Source organism: Amycolatopsis sp. NPDC005961, from assembly GCF_040629235.1.
Classification (GTDB): Bacteria; Actinomycetota; Actinomycetes; order Mycobacteriales; family Pseudonocardiaceae; genus Amycolatopsis; species Amycolatopsis camponoti.
This window is the reverse complement of sequence record NZ_JBEXVF010000100.1, coordinates 12,958-30,466: the sequence shown is the minus strand read 5'-3', so window position 1 is coordinate 30,466 and position 17,509 is coordinate 12,958. Positions and strand designations below refer to the sequence as shown.

Genomic DNA, 17,509 nt, shown 5'->3' with positions numbered 1-17,509 from the left:
AAGCTCTGCGTCGATTCGTCGATCCAGCTCGACGTCGCCGACGAAGCCCGCGGCCGGGTGTTCGCCCTGTACGACACGCTCTTCAACATCACGCACCCGCGACGAGCAGGACGCCGAGCACGACGCCGCCATCCCAGATCGCCGCCGCGCGCGCCTGCGCCGCCAGGGAGTCCGTGCGTTCCTGCAACTGGACCAGCAGTGCCTGCTGCACCTGGTGGGCGAGGTTCACCGTGTGCGTCGCCGAGACGTCCCACTGGTTCGCGTCGAGACCGTTGAGGTTCTGGCCGTTCTCGGTGCGGGTGAGCGCGGATTCGACCATGTCGTTGCCGATGTCGACGACCAGGCCGATCACCGTGTCGTCGAACATCCGCTGCTGTTCGGGCGTCGCGAAGGTGCGGTAGTCGTTGCGCGCGGCGGCGAGCTCGGCTTCGGCGCCGAGCAGCGCGCGCGTGCGGTCTCGGTTGAGGCTGCCCGCGGCGAGCGCCTCGGCCAGCACCGCGCGCTTGACCGACATCTGGTCCTTGATCCGGGCCAGTGCGTTGCCGGCCAGGCGCAGCCGCGCGAGCTCCGGGTCCGCGACGTCGGCGGCGGCCGAGTCGCCGATGTCGAGCAGGCCGGAGATCAGCTCGCTGTAGGAGCGCAGCACGGCGTCGGCGGGGAACGCCGAATGTTCCGCGGAGAAGCGGAGACCCCCGAGGACGCGCAACCTGTCATCGGTCTGTTGCAGGCTTTCCGCCGCTTTGGCGTCCAGGCGGGGTTTACTGTCGGCGAGGGTCCGTTCGAACGTGCCGATCGCCTGGTCGACGCGTTTGCGCTGACCGGTGAGTTCGGCGGTGTCGCCCTGGCGGTCCTGGGCGACGAACCGGACGGTGAGGTCACGCTCGCGCTGCAGCTCGTGCAGGGCCTCGGCGACCGTGCTGTCGACGCGGTCGTGGGTGGCGAACTCGGCGAGCTGCCGGGCGTCCCGCAGGTCCGAGCTGATGCGCAGGCCGACGAGGCCGATCACCGCGAGCGCGGGGATGAGGAGGACGGCGAAGAGCTTCGTGCCGAGACGCCAGTTCCGGAGCCGCCACCGGCCACCGGCCGGACGTGGATCCGCCGCGTCGCCCTTGGGGGGACGCTGATCGCGACGGGTCACCTGGTTTCCTCTTCCACCGCGGGCGGGAACCCGCGTACCTGACGACACTCGAACCTACTGAACGGTAGCCCGCTCGATGAAGATCCGAAAGCCGCGCTGGCGCGATACGGCCCTGCCCGCGATCGTATGGGGCGCGGACCATACGATCCAGCACGAGAACCAGATTCTCGCGGTAGGTGAAGGTTCATGATCAGACGCGGACGGACGATTCCGCTGGTGGCGGCACTTCTGGCGACCGCCGGCTGCAGCGTGTTCTCTTCCGGCGCGACCGCCACCCCGCCGCAATTGGAACGGACCACCCTGCGCGTCGGTGTGGGCAACGCCATCGACACGGCCCCGCTGCGGATCGCCGTCGCGGCCGGGAAGTTCGGCGCCGCGGGCCTGAACGTGCAGCTCGTCGAGCTCGGCGGCGAGGACGGGCTGGCCAAGCTGACCGCCGGTGACCTCGACGTCACGTTCGGCTCCGACATCGCGCTGTTCCGCGCCGCGGCGGGCGGGACGGCCCTGCAGCTCCAGGGCGAGGCGTACACGTCCGGCCCCAACACGATGGCGCTCGTCACCCTGCCCGGCTCCGACTACACCGTGCCGACGTCGAAGAAGTCGCCCGACATCGCGGTGAACATGCTCGACGACATCGGCGCGCTGGCCGCCCGTTCGGTGCTCGGGACGGCCGGGGTCGATGTGGCGAAGATCAAGTTCAAGCAGGTGGGGTTCGACGCGATGCCCCAGTCCCTGCAGTCGGGCGACGTCGACGCGGCGCTGATGATCGAGCCGTACATCACCCGCGCCGAGAAGGACCTCGGCGCGCACATCCTCGCCGACGGCGCCCGCGGCGCGACGCTCGACTTCCCGCTGTCGGCGTACGCGTCGGCCAAGCCGTTCGCGCAGGCCAACCCCCACACGCTGGCGGCGTTCCGCAAGGCGCTGGGCGCGGCCCAGCAGACCGCGACCGACCCGGCCGTGATCCGCGACTCACTGCCGAAGTTCTCGGACATCGACCCGACCACGGCGGCGCTGATCTCGCTCGGCTCGTACCCGACGTCGCTCAACGGCATCCGCCTGCAGCGCGTCGCGGACCTGATGCACAACTCGGGCCAGCTCGCGGACCGCCTCGACGTCCAGGCCCTGCTCCCCGACCAGAACAGTTATTAGCTGTCGTCAAACTTGCACCTGGTCTACTTTTGCACTCAGTCTACTTGAGGAGTGCTCGATGACCGACGTCCTGATCGCCGGAGCCGGCCCGACCGGCCTGATGACCGCCGCCGAGCTCGCGCTGGCCGGGGTCGACGTGACCGTCCTCGAACGCCGGACGGGCCCGGGCCTGCCGCGACCCGTCGGCCTCCAGCCCCGCACCGCCGAACTGTTCGACCTGCGCGGTCTGGACACCGGCACGGACAGCGACGGCCCCAGCGGGCACTTCGCCGGCCTGCCGGTCCCGCTCGACCACAGCGTCTGGCACACCCGCCACCCCCGGGTCCTCAACCGCACGCAGGACGACGTCGAGGCGACGCTGGCCGAGCACGCCGTCGAGCACGGCGCCGTCATCGAGCGCGGCCACGAGGTGACGGAAATCGAGACCACCGACGACGGCGTCACGGTCGACGGGCACCGGGCCCGCTGGCTCGTGGCCTGCGACGGCGCGCACAGCACCGTCCGGCGGCGGCTCGGGGTGCCGTTCCCCGGCCGCACCGAGACCTACGTCGCCACGCTCGCGCACGTCCGGCTCGCCGCCGCGTCCGACCTCGTCCCGGCCCGCGCCGCGCACTTCAGCCAGGTGACGCGGCAGGCGAACGGCTACTGGTCGATGCTCACCCCGCTCGGCGACGGCGCCCACCGGTTCGTCTTCGGCTCCACGACGACGCAGCCGGGCCGCGACGCGCCGGTGTCGGACGCCGAAGTGACCGAAGCGCTGACAGCTCTGTACGGCGCCGAGACGCGCTTGGGCGAGGTGTACGGCGCTTCGCGCTTCAACGACGCGACGCGGCAGCTGGAGCGCTACCGGCACGGCCGGGTCCTGTTCGCCGGCGACGCCGCGCACATCCACCCGCCGCTCGGCGGGCAAGGGCTCAACCTCGGCGTCCAGGACGCGCTCAACCTGGGGTGGAAGCTGGCCGCGACGGTCCGCGGCACGGCACCGGCCGGGCTGCTCGACAGCTACCACGACGAACGCCACCCGGCCGCCGAGCGCGTCCTGCGGCACACGGCGGCGCAGCGCGTGTTCACGGCCCCGGGCCGCGGCGAGAACGTCGAAGCGCTGCGCGAGATCGTCGTCGACCTCATGCGGACGCCGGACGGCAACCGCTACTTCAGCGGCCTGCTGTCCGGGCTCGGCCACCCGGACCGCGTCCCCGACCTCGACCTGACGACTTCAGCCGGTCCGACGCGGCTTTCGGCGCTGCTGCACGACGGCCGCGGGCTGCTCCTCGACCTCGGCGACCACGCCACGCCACCCGGCTTCCGCGGGCAGGTCCGCGTCGTCCGCGCGGCCACCGCCGACGCCGGGTACCGCGGCCGGCACCTGCTGATCCGGCCGGACGGCTACGCCGCCGACCCCGCGGAACTGGCCCGCTGGTTCGGCTAGATGTTCTCGCCCGGCGGCGCCAGGCACACCACGCGCATCGGCGGACCGGAGTAGATCCGGATGTCGTCGGCGTCTTCGCAGTCCTTGGGGTCGCGAGAACTGGTGAAGACCTCGGCGCGTTCCGTCGCCGCCGGGTCGGAGCAGCTCACCTTGGCGATCGTGACCTCGTCGTCGGCATCGCGGAGGCAGTCGCCGGTACGGACGTTCAGGGCGAGGCAGAGCGTCCGCTCGGCGCCGATGCCGGCCGTGGTCTTGAACCGCACGTAGCCGTTGGAGGAGCAGCGGGAGGACCCGGTGCGGGTGGCGTCGACCTTGTAGGTCGCGCTGTCGGTCCCGCAGCCGACGCGGTGGTAGGCGAGCTTGCCCGCGCTCTCGCGCGTCAGGTACAGGCAGTCGCCGTCGCCGGGCGGGCCGCTGCGGTCGGCCCAGTAGACGGCCAGCGCACCCAGCGAACCCAGGGCCAGCGCCAGGACGACGCACGCGGCGAGCGTGATCTTCACCTTCGTGGTGAACCAGGTCGGGATCGGCTGCCCGCCGGGCACCGGCGGCATCGGCGCGGACGGCGTCGCGTGGTCCGGCGACCGGAACGGGTTGTCGTCGAACGGTGGTGTGGTCAACGTGCCCTCCAGTGATCCCCTCGGCAGATCGTCCCACCGGCGACCCGCGACGGGAGCGGGCCGGAGCGAGCCACGTATAACAGTAGTTGTGACTGATGGCCCGCTGATCGTCCAGTCCGACAAGACCGTGCTCCTGGAGGTCGACCACCCCCAGGCCGGTGACGCGCGCGTCGCGATCGCGCCGTTCGCCGAGCTCGAGCGCGCGCCGGAGCACGTCCACACCTACCGGATCACGCCGCTGGCCTTGTGGAACGCGCGCGCCGCGGGCCACGACGCCGAGCAGGTCGTCGACGCGCTGACGACGTACTCGCGCTTCCCGGTGCCGCAGCCGCTGCTGATCGACGTCGTCGACGTGATGGGCCGGTTCGGCCGGCTGCAGATCGCCAACCACCCGGCGCACGGCCTCGTGATGTCGACCACCGACCGCGCGGTGCTGACCGAGGTCTCCCGGAACAAGAAGATCAGCCCGATGCTCGGCGCCCGGATCGACGAGGACACGGTCATCGTGCACCCGTCCGAGCGCGGGCGGCTGAAGCAGGCGCTGCTGAAGGTCGGCTGGCCGGCCGAGGACCTCGCCGGGTACGTCGACGGCGAGGCGCACCCGATCGCGCTCGACGAGCAGGACTGGCACCTGCGCGACTACCAGCGGATGGCCGCGGAGGCGTTCTGGGCGGGCGGCTCCGGCGTCGTCGTGCTGCCGTGCGGCGCCGGCAAGACGCTGGTCGGCGCGGCGGCCATGGCGAAGGCGCAGGCCACGACGCTGATCCTGGTGACGAACACGGTCGCCGGACGGCAGTGGAAGCGCGAGCTGATCGCGCGGACGTCGCTGACCGAAGAGGAGATCGGCGAGTACTCCGGCGAGAAGAAGGAGATCCGGCCGGTCACCATCGCGACGTACCAGGTCGTCACCCGCAAGACCAAGGGCGAGTACCGGCACCTGGAGCTGTTCGACTCGCGCGACTGGGGCCTGGTCGTCTACGACGAGGTCCACCTGCTGCCGGCGCCGGTGTTCCGGATGACGGCGGACCTGCAGTCCCGCCGCCGCCTCGGCCTGACCGCGACGCTCGTGCGCGAGGACGGCCGCGAAGGCGACGTCTTCTCGCTGATCGGGCCGAAGCGCTACGACGTGCCGTGGCGCGACATCGAGGCGCAGGGCTGGATCGCGCCGGCGGAGTGCACCGAGGTCCGCGTGACGCTGACCGACGCGGAGCGTCTCGAGTACGCCACGGCCGAGGCCGACGAGCGGTACAAGCTGGCCGCGACGGCCCTGACGAAGACCCCGGTGATCAAGTCCATCGTGGCGAAGCACGCGGGCGAGCCGACGCTGGTGATCGGCGCGTACCTCGACCAGCTGGAGATGCTCGGCGACGAGCTCGACGCCCCGGTGATCCAGGGCGCGACCCGCAACAAGGAACGCGAAGAGCTCTTCGACAAGTTCCGCCGGGGCGAGATCAAGACGCTGGTCGTGTCGAAGGTCGCGAACTTCTCGATCGACCTGCCCGAGGCGTCGGTGGCGATCCAGATCTCCGGGACGTTCGGGTCGCGCCAGGAGGAGGCCCAGCGCCTCGGCCGGCTCCTGCGTCCGAAGGGCGACGGCCGCCAGGCGCACTTCTACTCGATCGTCTCGCGCGACACGGTCGACACGGAGTACGCGGCACACCGGCAGCGTTTCCTGGCGGAGCAGGGGTACGCGTACCACATCGTGGACGCGGACGACCTGCTCCGGCCGCTCTGACCGAGACACGGAAGTGCGGGCCACGCCCCCTCGACGTGGCCCGCACTCACCGCCGGATCAGTAGTTCGTGAGCTGGAAGTCGCCCACCCCACTGGTCTGCTCGACCCACGAGCCGTACGGGCCGCCGTCCTTGACCGCCAGCGAACCGTCTCCGCGCAGCACGCCCACGCGGCCGGTCGGGGCGTCGACCTCGATCTTCGCCGCGCCCGGGAGCTGGTTGATCCAGCCCGCGTAGAGGTTGCCCTGCTTGACCGACGCGAGGCCGTCGGTGAAGACGACGCCGAGGTAGTCGCCGGACAGGTCGACCTGCTTCACCCCGGACGTCTGCTCGACCCAAGCGCCGTACAGGCCGCCTTCCTTGACCGTCAGCGAACCGTCGTTGCGCACGACCGCGATGCGGCCGGTGCTCGCGTCCACCTCGACGTCGGCCCCGCCGCCCAGCTCGTTCACCCAGCCCGCGTACAGGTTGCCCTGCTTGGCGAACACCGCGCCGTTGTTGTCGACGACGGCGATGTAGTCGCCCGAGAGCTCGACCTCCTTGGCGTTGTTGGTCTCTTCGACCCAGCCGCCCTGCAGGCCGCCTTCCTTGACCGCTACCGTGCCGTCGGTGCGCAGGACGGCGATGCGGCCCGCCGCCGACTCGAGCGCGAAGTCCTTGACGCCGCTCGCCTGGTGGACCCACTGCTGGTACAGGTTGCCCTGCTTGACGAACAGGTCGCCCGCGCTCGTGAGCACGCCGACCATGTCACCGTGCACTTCGGACTTGACGGCGCCGCCGCCGTAGACGTTCGTCCAGCCCTCGAAGAGGTTGCCCTCCTTCACCTGCGCCGAGCTGTCCCCGAACCGCACGCCGAGGCGCGGGGTGACCGGCTTCCCGGGCTCGGACAGCCCGACCGGGCTGACGAACGCGGAGATCTGCTGCCCGGCGAGGTACTGGCCGACCCGGCCGGGCCCGGACCCGAACTGGACGCTGGTGCTGCCGGGGCCGCCGTTGCCCCAGTTGCCGTTGATCGTGCGGATGGTGCCGTCGGCGTTGACCGTGTCGACCATGCCGACGTGGTCGGCGTAGCCGTTGCCCTGGTAGTTGAAGACGACCGCGTCACCCACCTGCGGGACGTAGCCGGGATCGGTGTGCAGCGTGCCCTTCTGCTGGCCGTACAGGTAGAAGCTGCCCGCCGCGGCGGTCAGCCGGTCGACGTTGAGGTTCCGGTTGCCCCACACCCATCTGACGAAGTCGGCGCACCACGCCCACTGCATCCGGCAGCTGTCCATGAACCCGGTGCCGCCGAGGCTGTTCGTGCTGCAGGTCTGCTTGTGCAGGTTCGCGGCGGCGAGGTCGCGGACGTCGGTGCGCGTGTCGGCGTGGGCCGGGACCGCGCCCAGCAGGGCGAGGACGGCGGCGGCGAGGACGGTCGTGGTGGCGCGTTTGAGCGACATGGCGTTCTCCTTGCGGGAAAAGGGGATCAGCGGGTGCAGTTGATCGCGCCGTCGGCGACGGGCAGCGAGCCGCCGTTGAAGTAGGCGAGCGCCTTCTTGTAGTCGGCGCACCGGTTGAGCGACTCGGTCGGGTCGAGGGTGGAGGAGTAGCCGATCGCCCGGCCGACCGCGCCCATGTCGTAGTTGTCCGCGGCGGCGTTGATGTTGCGGTAGCCCCAGTACCAGCGGGCGACCTTGGCGCTCCAGTCGAGCGTCGCGGCGTCGTCCGGGTGGTTCAGCAGGTCGTGGCCGAGCGCGTTGCCCGCGGCCTGGTAGTTGAAGTCGCCGGTCAGCTGGATGAACCCGCGGCCCCGGTACGGCTCGGAGTGGCCCGCTTCGCCCGCGTTGTAGCGGAATCCGCTCTCGTGCTTGAGCGTGGCGAGCAGCGCGGCCTTGCGGCTCGGCGTGGTGATGCCCCCGGCCGTCATCTCGGCGTTGAGGCTCGGCAGCCCGGCCGCGACGGTGTCCGTGGCGTAGGTCGAGCCGTAGACGGCGGTGATGTCGGCCAGCGACACCTGGCCACCCGTCGAGGGTGTGCCGGCGGCGGCGAGGGCCAGCTGCTGGACGCCGCCGATCTGCTCGACCCACGTCCCGTAGAGGCCGCCGTCCTTGACGGTGACGCTCCCGTCGGTGCGCAGCACGCCGATGCGGTCACCGGCGATCTGCAGGTTGGCGGCGTTGGGGAGCTGGTTGACCCAGCCCGCGTAGAGGTTGCCCTCCTTGACGGTCGCGAGCCCGTTGTCGAGCACGACCCCGATGCGGCTGCCGGAAAGCTTCAGCTGCTTGACGCCGGACGTTTCTTCGACCCAGTTCGACCAGAGGTTGGACTCCTTGACCGCGACAGTCGCGTCGGTGCGCAGGACCCCGACCCGGTCGGCGGAGAGCTCGAGGTCGGCGACCCCGCCCATCTGGTCCACCCAGGGTGCGTAGAGGTTGCCTTCCTTGACGGTCGCCAGGCCGTTCTCGAACACCACGCCGACCCGGGTCGGGGTCAGCTCCAGGTCCTTGACGCCGCTGGTCTCCTCGACCCAGGCCGCGTCCAGCGCACCGTCCTTGACCGCGACCGTGGTGTCGTTGCGCACCACGCCGATCCGGTTGCCGGCGAGCCGGAAGTCACGGACGTTGTTCGCTTCCTCGACCCAGCTCGTCCAGAGGTTGCCTTCCTTGACCAGCAGCCGCGAGTCGGCGGTCAGCACGCCGATCCGGTCGCCCGCGATCTCGAACTTCTTCACCCCGTCGATCTCCGGCACCCAGGAGTCGTACAGGTTCCCCTCCTTGACGAGCAGCTGCCCGCCGGCCAGCACCCCGATGCGCTGGGCGCCCGGCGGCAGCTCCCCGGCCGACGCGATCGCCGGCAGCCCGCCGACCGCGAGGCCCGCGACGAGCGCGGCGGTGGTCAACGTGATCCTGACCGAAGACATGGTTGATCCCTTCTTCACCGTGGGAAAGATCCGCACCGTCCCGAGTGCGGTGCCGCGCACCGCCCCCTGTTCTCCTTCGGGACGGGATGAGCCTCTCCCGGCGGGGTCAAAGAAACCTGAAAGCCGTTCTTCAGCTGCCGACCGGACGGACCGCGTCGGCGAGACGTCGCGGCTCCCGCGCCTCGCGGCTGCCGTGCAGGCGGAAGAGGCCCTCGGCTTCCACCCACGCCGCTTCGGCGCCCGCCGTCTCGCCGAGGGCGTCGAGCGTCGTGGCCAGATCGCGCAGGGTGCGCGCCCGCCAGACCGGCAGCACGAGCGCGTCCCACCACTGGACCGACCGCTCGAGGTGGGCGCGCGCCTCGGGGAACCGTCCGGCGGCGAGCTCCAGTTCGCCGAGGGTGCGCAGCATCAGGCCCTGGCCGAAGCCGTCCTGCATCTCGTGGCACGTCGCCAGGCACGCGCGCATGGCGTCGCGCACCTCCTCACCGCGACCTTGGCGGATGCGGACCTTGGCGAGCGCCTGCACGGCGTAGGCGGACATCAGCGGGTCGCCGACGTCGCGCAGCAGGTCCACCGCCTCCTGGCCGTAACGGGCCGCTTCGCCGAGCCGTCCGGCGGCGCGGTGCACGAGGCTCACCGAGCGCAGGGCGACCGCCCGGCTGGTCGCGTCGCCCGTCTTCGCGTATCCCGCCGCCGCGAGCTCGACGGCGACCAGGGCGCCGTCCAGCTCGCCCTGTTCGGTGAGGACGCGGCCGAGCCCGTGCAGCGCCTGGACGACCGCCTGCTCCTCACCCAGCTCGCGCAGTTCGGGAACCGCGAGGTCGAGGGACTGCCGCGCCTGGGCGAACTGGCCGTACTCGCACTGCACGGTGCTGAGGTCGAGGCGGCTCATGGCCTGCCCGTGCCGGTCACCACCGAGCTCGTAGGCGGCGAGGGCCTGCTCGTGGTAGGCGATCGACTCGTCGAAGCGGTCCTGCTCGTAGCGCAGCCAGCCCAGGCCCGAGAGCAGCCTCGCCTCCCCGGTCCGGTCACCGGTCCGGCGCGCGGCCGCGAGAGCCGCGTTGTGCGTGCGCCACCACTGGCCGAACAGGTTGCGCACGGCGAACACCGACGAGCACAACGCCGCGGCCAGCCGGGTCGCGACGTCGGTGAGGTCCAGCCCGCTGACCCGCTCGACCACGCCGACGAGGCCGGTCTGCTCGGCGTCGAACCACGCGTCGGGATCGGTGAGGATCTCGTCGATCCGGGCCGGATCGAGGTATCGGACCAGCGCGCCCGTCTCGGCGGGAACGTGCGGCGCCTGCCGGCCCGCGAGCTCGACCAGCTCCAGCCAGCACTCGGCGGCCCTGGCGGTCACCGCCTGGACGTCGTCCGCGGTCTCTTCCGCCTCCCCGCGTTCGCGGGCGAAAGCGCGCGTCAGATCGTGGATCTGGTAGCGCGCCGCGCCGCCGTCGTCCACTGTGGACACGTCGAGCAGCTGGGCGTCGACGAGCCGCTCGACGACCTTCTCCGCCTCATGGCCGTCACAGCCGAGGAGCGGCGCCGCGACCCACGCGCCGAACGAGGACACGTCGAGCAGGCCGAGCCGGCGCAGTGCGGTGCGCTCCCGCTCGTCCAGGCCGTCGTAGCTGAGGAAGAGGCTGCCGCGCACCTCCAGATCTCCGAGGGTCAGCTCCTGCAGGATCCGGTGCTGCCCGCGAAGACGTTCGGTGAGCTTGCCGACCTTCCACTGCGGCCGCGCGGCGAGCCGGGCGCCGGCGATGCGCACGGCGAGCGGCAGGTTGCCGCAGAGGCGCACCAGCTCACGGGCGGCTTCGGGCTGCTCGGCGACCCGGGTGCCGCCGACGACCCGGCTCAGCAGTTCCAGCGCTTCCCGCTCGTCCAGCACGGGCAGGTGCAGGTGGGTGGCGCCGCCGACCGCGCCGAGGCGTTCGCGGCTGGTCACCAGTGCGGCGCAGGTGTGGCCGCCGGGCAGCAGGGGACGGACCTGGCGTTCGTCGGAAGCGTCGTCGAGCACGACGAGGATGCGCCGGTCGGCGAGCATCGTGCGGTAGAGCTGGGCGCGTTCCTCCAGCCGCGCCGGGACGTCCTGGTCCGGCACGCCGAGCGCGCGCAGGAACCCGGCCAGCACTTCGGCCGGGTCGGCGCGGACGACCTGCACGCCGCGCAGCGACGCGTAGAGCTGGCCGTCGGGGAAGTGCTCGCGCACGCGGTGCGCGACGTGCGCGGCGACGGTGCTCTTGCCCGAGCCGGGCTTGCCGTAGACGGCGCACAACCGCGACCCGGCGGCCGCCTCGGACAGTTTCCGGGTCAGCTCCGCGACTTCGCGCGCCCGTCCGGTGAAGTCGGCGATGTCGAACGGGAGCTGACTCGGGACCCGGCGGCCCTCGGGGCGCGGCCGGCCGGCGGGCGGGTCGTGCTCGTCGCGCAGGACGCGTTCGTGGGCGGCCTGCAGCACGGGGCCGGGTTCCAGCCCCAGCTCGCCGAGGAGCGTCTGGCGGCCGTCCTGGTAGCAGGCGAGTGCGTCGCCCCGGCGGCCGCTCTGGTGCAGCGCGAGCATGAGCTGGGCGCGCAGCCGTTCCCGCAGCGGGTGCGCGGCGACGGCGGAGGTCAGTTCCGGGACCAGCGGCTCCCCTTCGCCGGTCTCGAGGTCGACGTCGACGCGGTCCTCCAGAGCTGCGACCCGCAGTTCCTCCAGCCGGGCCCGTTCGTTCTCCGCCCACCGGCCCTGCGTGCCGCCCAGCGCGGTCCCCCGCCACGCCGCGAGAGCGTCCCGGATGAGGGCGCTGGCGCGGCCGGGTTCACCGGCGGCCCGCGCGCGACGGCCCGCCGACAGGTCCCGGGTGAAGACGTGCAGGTCGACCTGGTCGAGGTCGACGGCCAGCCGGTAGCCGCCCCCGCTGCGCGCGAGCACGTCGGGGTCACCACCGCCCGCCAGCGCCCGCCGCAGGGCCGAGACGTAGGTGTAGACGGCGGCGCGCGCCTGGTCCGGCGGGTCCTCGCCCCAGATCGCGTCGATCACCTGCTCCAGCGGGACGACGTGCCCCGCGTTCACGGCGAGCAGCGCGAGGAGCGTGCGCGGCTTCGGACCGCCGAGGCCGATCACGCGGCCGTCGACCGCCACCTCGACCTGCCCCAGCACGTGGAACTCCATGCACCCTCTCCGATGGACCGTCGTACTGGACGAGCCTGGCAATCGATCACGGCCCAGGCAAGATCCGCACCGGTGACCGGTCTGTCGTGTTCGTCTCCTTGCGTCCGGCCACTCCTTCGGCGCAGTGGCGTGTCTCAGCAACACCTCGTGTCACATCAGTATCAGCAACGCTCTGACCTGCACATTTGCGGATTCACTCGAACGGATGAGCGGCCAGATCGCTGGAAATTGTCGGACCCTCGAACTACTGTTCGACATGCACCATCCGAACACAAGTTCGAGGGGACGTCATGACGATCGCACCGCTCCGCCCCGGTACGCCCGCACCGCCGGTCCAGACCCTGCCACCGGGGTCGTGGCACGGCAGGCTGTGGGTGTCGGACCTGCCACTGACCCGGCCCGAGCGTTACCTGGGCTGTGTGGCCGAGTTCGAGCGGTCCGGGCTGTGGCCGGTGCTGATCCCCCACGACCAGCGTTTCGCGGCGAACGGCGAGGACTGGATCGACGACCGAGGCCGCCTGGCCCCAGCAGGCCACCGAGTGGCCTCGGCAGACGCGGCGGGAGCATTGGCCCGCTGGTGGGACAGTTCCTGCTGCGACGGCGCGTGCCTGCGCCCGTTCGGCCCGAGGTTCCCGGGCCTGGCCAAGCGCAGCCCCCGCAGGTCCGACCCCCTGGCCGAGGCGGGCAACACGGGCTCAATCCTGTCGTCGCGCGCCCCGCACCGGCTGGGCCTGGTCCAGACCGAGCGCCCGGCGGACATCCCGGCCCTGCTGGGCTGGACGGGCATGATCAAGTGCACGGACCAGGTGGCCGAGCTGTCGGCGGTGCTGCGCAGCTGGGAGGACCGTTTCGGGGCAACGCTGGTGGTGCTGGGGTTCGACACGCTGGAGCTGTCGGTGTCAGCACCGCCGAGGAACCAGGCGAGGGCATTGACGGTGGCAGCGGAGCACCGGGCGTTCAGCCTGCCGACGTTCGCAGGCCAGCCGGGGAACCTGAGGGAGTACGCCTCGGGCTTGGTGCAGTCGAGGGTATGGCGGTTCTCCTGGGCATGAGGCCCGATGGCCGAAGGCCGAGGCCGGCCGCGCGGCGAGGCGCGGCCGCAGGCCGCGGTGCCCGAAAAGAGAGCTGGGAGGTCATCCCGTCGCCTGAGGCCGTCAAATCACTTTGAGCCAGGCCCGCAACCACCAGCCCAAGCCAAGAAGAAAGCGCAAGCTTGCGGGCCTGGCTCAAAGTGATAGGCCTCGATCAGGCGACGGGATGACCCCCAGCGACCCCCAACACAAGGCGAGCCAACAGCAGCCCCCAAGGCCATCCCAGAGCCTGCCCGCCCGGCGAGGGCAGTCTTTCACCCAGAGCCTGCCCATCCGGCGAGGACAGTCGAAACACCCAGAGCCTGCCGGACCGACGAGAACAGCCTTCCACCCACAGCAGAACCCAGGCCCCCGATGAGCAAACGACGAAAAGGCCCCACAAGACGACCGTCCGCAAAATCAGGTCACCTGTCCCGCCCCACGGTCCACCCGTCCAAGATCCGCAGAGTTTGGAACCACCACCGACCGGGAACCACCCCCCGCGGAAAGGCGGTGAGGAAAATCGCCGAAATCCGCATAGGCACGTCAGGCTGGCGCTACCCACCCTGGCGCGGAGTGTTCTACCCACCGGGCCTGGCCCAGCGACGTGAGCTCGAATACCTGTCCCGCCGCATGAACACGGTCGAGATCAACGGCTCCTTCTACTCACTGCAGCGCCCCGAGCGCTATCGCGCGTGGTTCGACGAAACCCCGTCCGACTTCCTCTTCGCGGTGAAGGGCGGCCGCTTCATCACGCACATGAAGCAACTCCGCGACGTCGAAACGGCACTGGCGAACTTCTACGCCTCCGGAGTCCTCGCCCTGGGCGCGAAACTGGGCCCGTTCCTCTGGCAGCTACCCCCGAGACTGACGTTCGACCCCGACCGCCTCGCGAACTTCTTCGCCCTCCTGCCCCGCACGACGACCGACGCGGCCGAGCTGGCGACGAAGCACGACGACAAGCTGAAAGGAACCCCGTACCTGGAAGCCGGACCGCGAAAACCCCTACGACACGCACTCGAAGTCCGGCACCCGAGCTTCGCCGAGCCAGCGGCGAAGGAACTCCTCCGAAAGCACGGAATCGCCCTGGTCGTAGCCGACACCGCGGGCAAGTGGCCGTTCCTCGAGGACCAGACCGCGGACTTCGCCTACCTCCGCCTCCACGGCGACGAGGAGCTGTACGTCAGCGGCTACTCGGACCGCGCCCTGCGCGACTGGGCCGACAAGATCCGCACCTGGCACGACGACGGCAAGCGCGACGTCCTCGTCTACTTCGACAACGACGTGAAGGTCGAGGCTCCGCGCAACGCCGAGGCCCTGGCCGACCTGCTCGGCGTCATCCCGCGAACAAGACAGTGAGTGGACAGTGAGCGCCATCGGCTTGAGTGGACAGGCGGGCCGGACCGGCTTGCGTGCTGTCACTGGGGGTCGGCACGCGGGCGGTCCGCCACGCGCACCCCGTCAGCTCCCGGTGCCCACCAGAGCCGCCAGCTTCGCGCGCACGTCGTCGGCGTCCGGGTGCCCCAGCTCCGTCAGCAGCCGCACCGAGCGGACCCAGCACTCCCGCGCCACCGCCCGGTCGCCGGTGCGCAGGTGGATCGTCCCCAGCTGGGCCAGCACGTCCGCCGCCTCGTACTGCTCGCCCATCTCGAAGAACATCGCGACCGAGTCGCGGATGCAGGCGATGCCCTCGTCCACCCGGCCCAGCCCGACCAGCGCCAGCCCGCGCGTGTGCAGGGTGAACCTCCGGTCCACCGGCTCACCGTCCGGGCCGAGCACCGCCAGCGCCGCATCGGCCAGCCGGAGCGCCTGGTCGTGGTCGCCCATCGACGTGCAGATGTCGCCCAGCGCCCGCAGCACGCTCGCCTCGAATGCCCCCAGCCCCAGCTCGCGGACGATCTCCAGCGCCTGCATGCCGTGCTCGTACGCCCCGGCGTAGTCGTCGAGGTTGTGCGCCGCCATCGCCAGGTTGTACTGCGCCCGCGCCTCGCCCTCCCGCGCGCCGAGCTCGCGCTGGATCGCCAGCACCTGCTCCAGGAACCGCCGCGACTCGTCGTACTTCCGCGCGACGCCGTTGACGACGCCGAGCCCGCTCAGGATGCCCGCCTCGCCCGGCCGGTGACCGCCGGCCCGCGCGGCTTCGAGCGCCACCGCGAACACCGAGCGCCACTCGTCGAGCCGCGAGCGCGTCGCGAAGTGGCTTTGCAGCAGCCAAGCCAGCTTCCAGCAGACGTCGTCGCGGCGGTGCCGCGCCAGGTGGACCGCGGCGATCAGGTTGCCGGCTTCCTCGCCGAACCAGTCCAACGCGTCGTGGTACGCCGTGAACGTCTGGCCGCCGTCCAGGTCGTCGAGGTCCAGCAGCCGGTAGTAGCGCTCCGGCCGCATCCGCCGTGACGCGTTCAGCGCCGACGCCAGGTACCAGTCCAGCAGCCGATCCAGGGCGGCGTCGCGCTCCGAAGGCGTGTCGACCTGCGAAGCGACTTCGCCGGCGTATGCCCGGATGAGGTCGTGGAACTGGTAGCGGCCCGGCCGCGGCTGGGCGAGCAGGTGCGCGGCGGCCAGGGTTTCCAGCATCGGCCGCGTCGCCGGGACGTCCAGCCCGGCGACCGCGGCCGCCACCGGCGCGGTGAAGTCGACGCCGGTGGGCAGCCCGAGCAGCCGCAGCAACCGCGCCGTCGGCGGTTCCAGTGCCTGGTAGGAGTACGAAAACACCGAGCGGATGTTCGTCCCCTCACCGTCGGCGAGGTCGAACGAGCCGAGCAGGTCGGCTTCGAGCGAGTCGACGAACTCGTCGAGCGGCAGGTCGGGGAACTGCGCCGCCCGCACGGCGAGGATCCGGATCGCCAGCGGCAGCCCGCCGCAGTAGCGGACGAACCGCTCGGTCGCCGCGGAATCCCGTGCCACCCGGTCGAAGCCGATGGTCGACGCGAGCAGCTCGACGGCGTCCTCCTCACCCAGCTCCTCCAGCGCGATCCGCCGCGCGCCGTGCGTCGCGACCAGTGCGCGCAGCTGCCAGCGGCTCGTGATCACGACCAGGCAGCCCGGCCCGGGCAGCAGCGGGCGCACCTGCTCGGTGCGGTTGGCGTTGTCGAGCACGACGAGCAGCCGCCGGCCGGCGCTGTGCGTCCGCCAGCTGGCCGCACGGCCGTCGAGGTCGGCCGGGATCGCCTCGCACGGCACGCCCAGCGCCGTGAGCATCGCCTCCAGCGCCGCCGACGGCTCGACCGGCTCGCCCGGCCCGTAGCCGCGCAGGTTGAGGTAGACCTGCCCGCCGGGGAACCGGTGGGCGATCTCGTGCGCGAAGTGCACGGCCAACGTCGTCTTGCCGATGCCGCCCATGCCCTCGACGGACGCGATCGGCGTCGACGTGCCGGCGTCGATCGCTTCCGGCAACAGCGCGTGCAACGCCTTGAGGTCGCACTCCCGCCCGGAGAAGGCCCGCAGGTCGGCGGGCAGCTGGTGCGGCACCTGCGGTTCGGCGCCGAGCCGGTAGCGCGCCAGCCGGGCGGGGTCGGCGCCCTCGCTGCCGGTGAGGATCGCCTGGCGGGTGCGCTGCAGTGACGGCCCGGGGTCGAGGCCCAGCTCCTCGGCCAGCACGCTGCTGATCCGGCGGTGGACGTCGAGCGCCTCGGCCTGCCGGCCCGACCGGTAGAGCGCGACCATCAGCTGCTCGTGCAGCCGCTCCCGCAGCGGGTTTTCCCTGGTCAGCCGGGTCAGCTCGGGGATGACGGTGCCGTACTCGCCGACGTCGAGCAGGGCGTCCGCCCACTGCTCGCGGACGCGCAGCCGTTCCTCGGCGAGCTGACCGGCCTCGTCGCGGTGCAGCGCGTCCGACTCGACGTTCAGCAGCGCCGCGCCCCGCCATTGCCCGAGCGCTTCGGCGAAGTGCGCGGCCGCTCGCCGGCTTTCGCCGCGGTCCATCGCGGCCTTCCCCCGGATGGCGAGGGCGCGAAACCGCGAGAGGTCCAGCAGGTCGTCGTCGAGCTCGATCAGGTAGCCGCCGCTCTCGGTGCGGATCGAGACCTGGTCGCCGAGGGCGCGGCGCAGGCGCAGGACGTACGTCTGGAGCGCGCCCTTGGAGCGGCGGCGGTCGTCGTTCCAGAGCCAGCGGCCGAGCTCGTCGACCGGCACGACCCGGTTCGCGCGCAGCAAAAGCCCGGCCAGGACGATCAACGGCCGGCTGCCCCCGAGCGGCACCGGGTGGCCGTCTGCCGTGACCTCGGCCGGACCCAGCACGCGGAAGTCGAGGACCACGGAGTCATTCTGGCCGGAAACGCGCAGTTCGGCACCCGTTTACCGAAGTCGGGGGATGGCATG

Annotated in this window: 10 protein-coding genes and 1 pseudogene; 5 read left to right on the top strand and 6 right to left on the bottom strand. The window is 71.6% G+C overall.

Annotation, left to right across the window (positions count from 1 at the left end; all coding sequences use genetic code 11):
- Positions 1-94: 94 nt before the first annotated feature.
- Positions 95-1,138: pseudogene (locus ABZ342_RS45205) on the bottom strand (nitrate- and nitrite sensing domain-containing protein); the annotation flags it as partial.
- A 186-nt stretch (positions 1,139-1,324) separates the two neighbouring features.
- Between ABZ342_RS45205 and ABZ342_RS45200 the strand changes: the two are divergent.
- Together ABZ342_RS45200 and ABZ342_RS45195 are read left to right on the top strand one after the other, a co-directional pair.
- On the top strand, positions 1,325-2,290 hold the full coding sequence (locus ABZ342_RS45200; protein WP_360487162.1) for an ABC transporter substrate-binding protein: 966 nt from the start codon (positions 1,325-1,327) through the stop codon (positions 2,288-2,290).
- A 58-nt stretch (positions 2,291-2,348) separates the two neighbouring features.
- Positions 2,349-3,719 (top strand): FAD-dependent oxidoreductase, encoded by a 1,371-nt coding sequence (locus ABZ342_RS45195; protein WP_360487159.1) that lies wholly within the window; start codon positions 2,349-2,351, stop codon positions 3,717-3,719.
- Here the strand turns inward: ABZ342_RS45195 and ABZ342_RS45190 are convergent.
- Positions 3,716-4,336, bottom strand: a complete 621-nt coding sequence (locus ABZ342_RS45190) for a hypothetical protein (protein ID WP_360487156.1) — start codon at positions 4,334-4,336, stop codon at positions 3,716-3,718. The genes ABZ342_RS45195 and ABZ342_RS45190 overlap by 4 nt on opposite strands.
- Before the next feature lie 88 nt (positions 4,337-4,424).
- Here ABZ342_RS45190 and ABZ342_RS45185 point away from each other — a divergent pair, with 88 nt between their 5' ends.
- Positions 4,425-6,071, top strand: coding sequence for a DNA repair helicase XPB (locus ABZ342_RS45185; RefSeq protein ID WP_155540637.1), 1,647 nt, complete (start codon positions 4,425-4,427; stop codon positions 6,069-6,071).
- Between the two features lie 57 nt (positions 6,072-6,128).
- Here the strand turns inward: ABZ342_RS45185 and ABZ342_RS45180 are convergent, their stop codons facing one another.
- The 3 genes from ABZ342_RS45180 to ABZ342_RS45170 form a co-directional block, all read right to left on the bottom strand.
- Positions 6,129-7,508 carry a CHAP domain-containing protein gene (locus ABZ342_RS45180; RefSeq protein WP_360487153.1) on the bottom strand — a complete coding sequence of 460 codons (1,380 nt, stop codon included), beginning with the start codon at positions 7,506-7,508 and terminating at the stop codon, positions 6,129-6,131.
- A 26-nt stretch (positions 7,509-7,534) separates the two neighbouring features.
- Positions 7,535-8,968: a glycoside hydrolase family 19 protein gene (locus tag ABZ342_RS45175; RefSeq protein ID WP_360487150.1), complete on the bottom strand. Its 1,434-nt coding sequence runs from the start codon at positions 8,966-8,968 to the stop codon at positions 7,535-7,537.
- Between the two features lie 130 nt (positions 8,969-9,098).
- Positions 9,099-12,122 carry a BTAD domain-containing putative transcriptional regulator gene (locus ABZ342_RS45170; RefSeq protein ID WP_360487147.1) on the bottom strand — a complete coding sequence of 1,008 codons (3,024 nt, stop codon included), beginning with the start codon at positions 12,120-12,122 and terminating at the stop codon, positions 9,099-9,101.
- Between the two features lie 290 nt (positions 12,123-12,412).
- Here ABZ342_RS45170 and ABZ342_RS45165 point away from each other — a divergent pair, with 290 nt between their 5' ends.
- On the top strand, positions 12,413-13,174 hold the full coding sequence (locus ABZ342_RS45165; RefSeq protein WP_360487144.1) for a DUF4253 domain-containing protein: 762 nt from the start codon (positions 12,413-12,415) through the stop codon (positions 13,172-13,174).
- Between the two features lie 531 nt (positions 13,175-13,705).
- Positions 13,706-14,551, top strand: a complete 846-nt coding sequence (locus ABZ342_RS45160; RefSeq protein WP_360487141.1) for a DUF72 domain-containing protein — start codon at positions 13,706-13,708, stop codon at positions 14,549-14,551.
- A gap of 102 nt (positions 14,552-14,653) precedes the next feature.
- On the opposite strand, the gene ABZ342_RS45155 is transcribed toward ABZ342_RS45160, so the two are convergent.
- Positions 14,654-17,446, bottom strand: coding sequence for a BTAD domain-containing putative transcriptional regulator (locus ABZ342_RS45155; protein ID WP_360487138.1), 2,793 nt, complete (start codon positions 17,444-17,446; stop codon positions 14,654-14,656).
- Positions 17,447-17,509 lie beyond the last annotated feature (63 nt).

What these genes read in the sequence shown, in the direction of transcription:
- ABZ342_RS45200 (WP_360487162.1), top strand. Translation starts at nt 1,325, where the DNA reads ATGATCAGACGCGGACGGACGATTCCGCTGGTGGCGGCACTTCTGGCG.
- ABZ342_RS45195 (WP_360487159.1), top strand. Translation starts at nt 2,349, where the DNA reads ATGACCGACGTCCTGATCGCCGGAGCCGGCCCGACCGGCCTGATGACC.
- ABZ342_RS45180 (WP_360487153.1), bottom strand. Translation starts at nt 7,508, where the DNA reads ATGTCGCTCAAACGCGCCACCACGACCGTCCTCGCCGCCGCCGTCCTC.
- ABZ342_RS45175 (WP_360487150.1), bottom strand. Translation starts at nt 8,968, where the DNA reads ATGTCTTCGGTCAGGATCACGTTGACCACCGCCGCGCTCGTCGCGGGC.
- ABZ342_RS45170 (WP_360487147.1), bottom strand. Translation starts at nt 12,122, where the DNA reads ATGGAGTTCCACGTGCTGGGGCAGGTCGAGGTGGCGGTCGACGGCCGC.
- ABZ342_RS45165 (WP_360487144.1), top strand. Translation starts at nt 12,413, where the DNA reads ATGACGATCGCACCGCTCCGCCCCGGTACGCCCGCACCGCCGGTCCAG.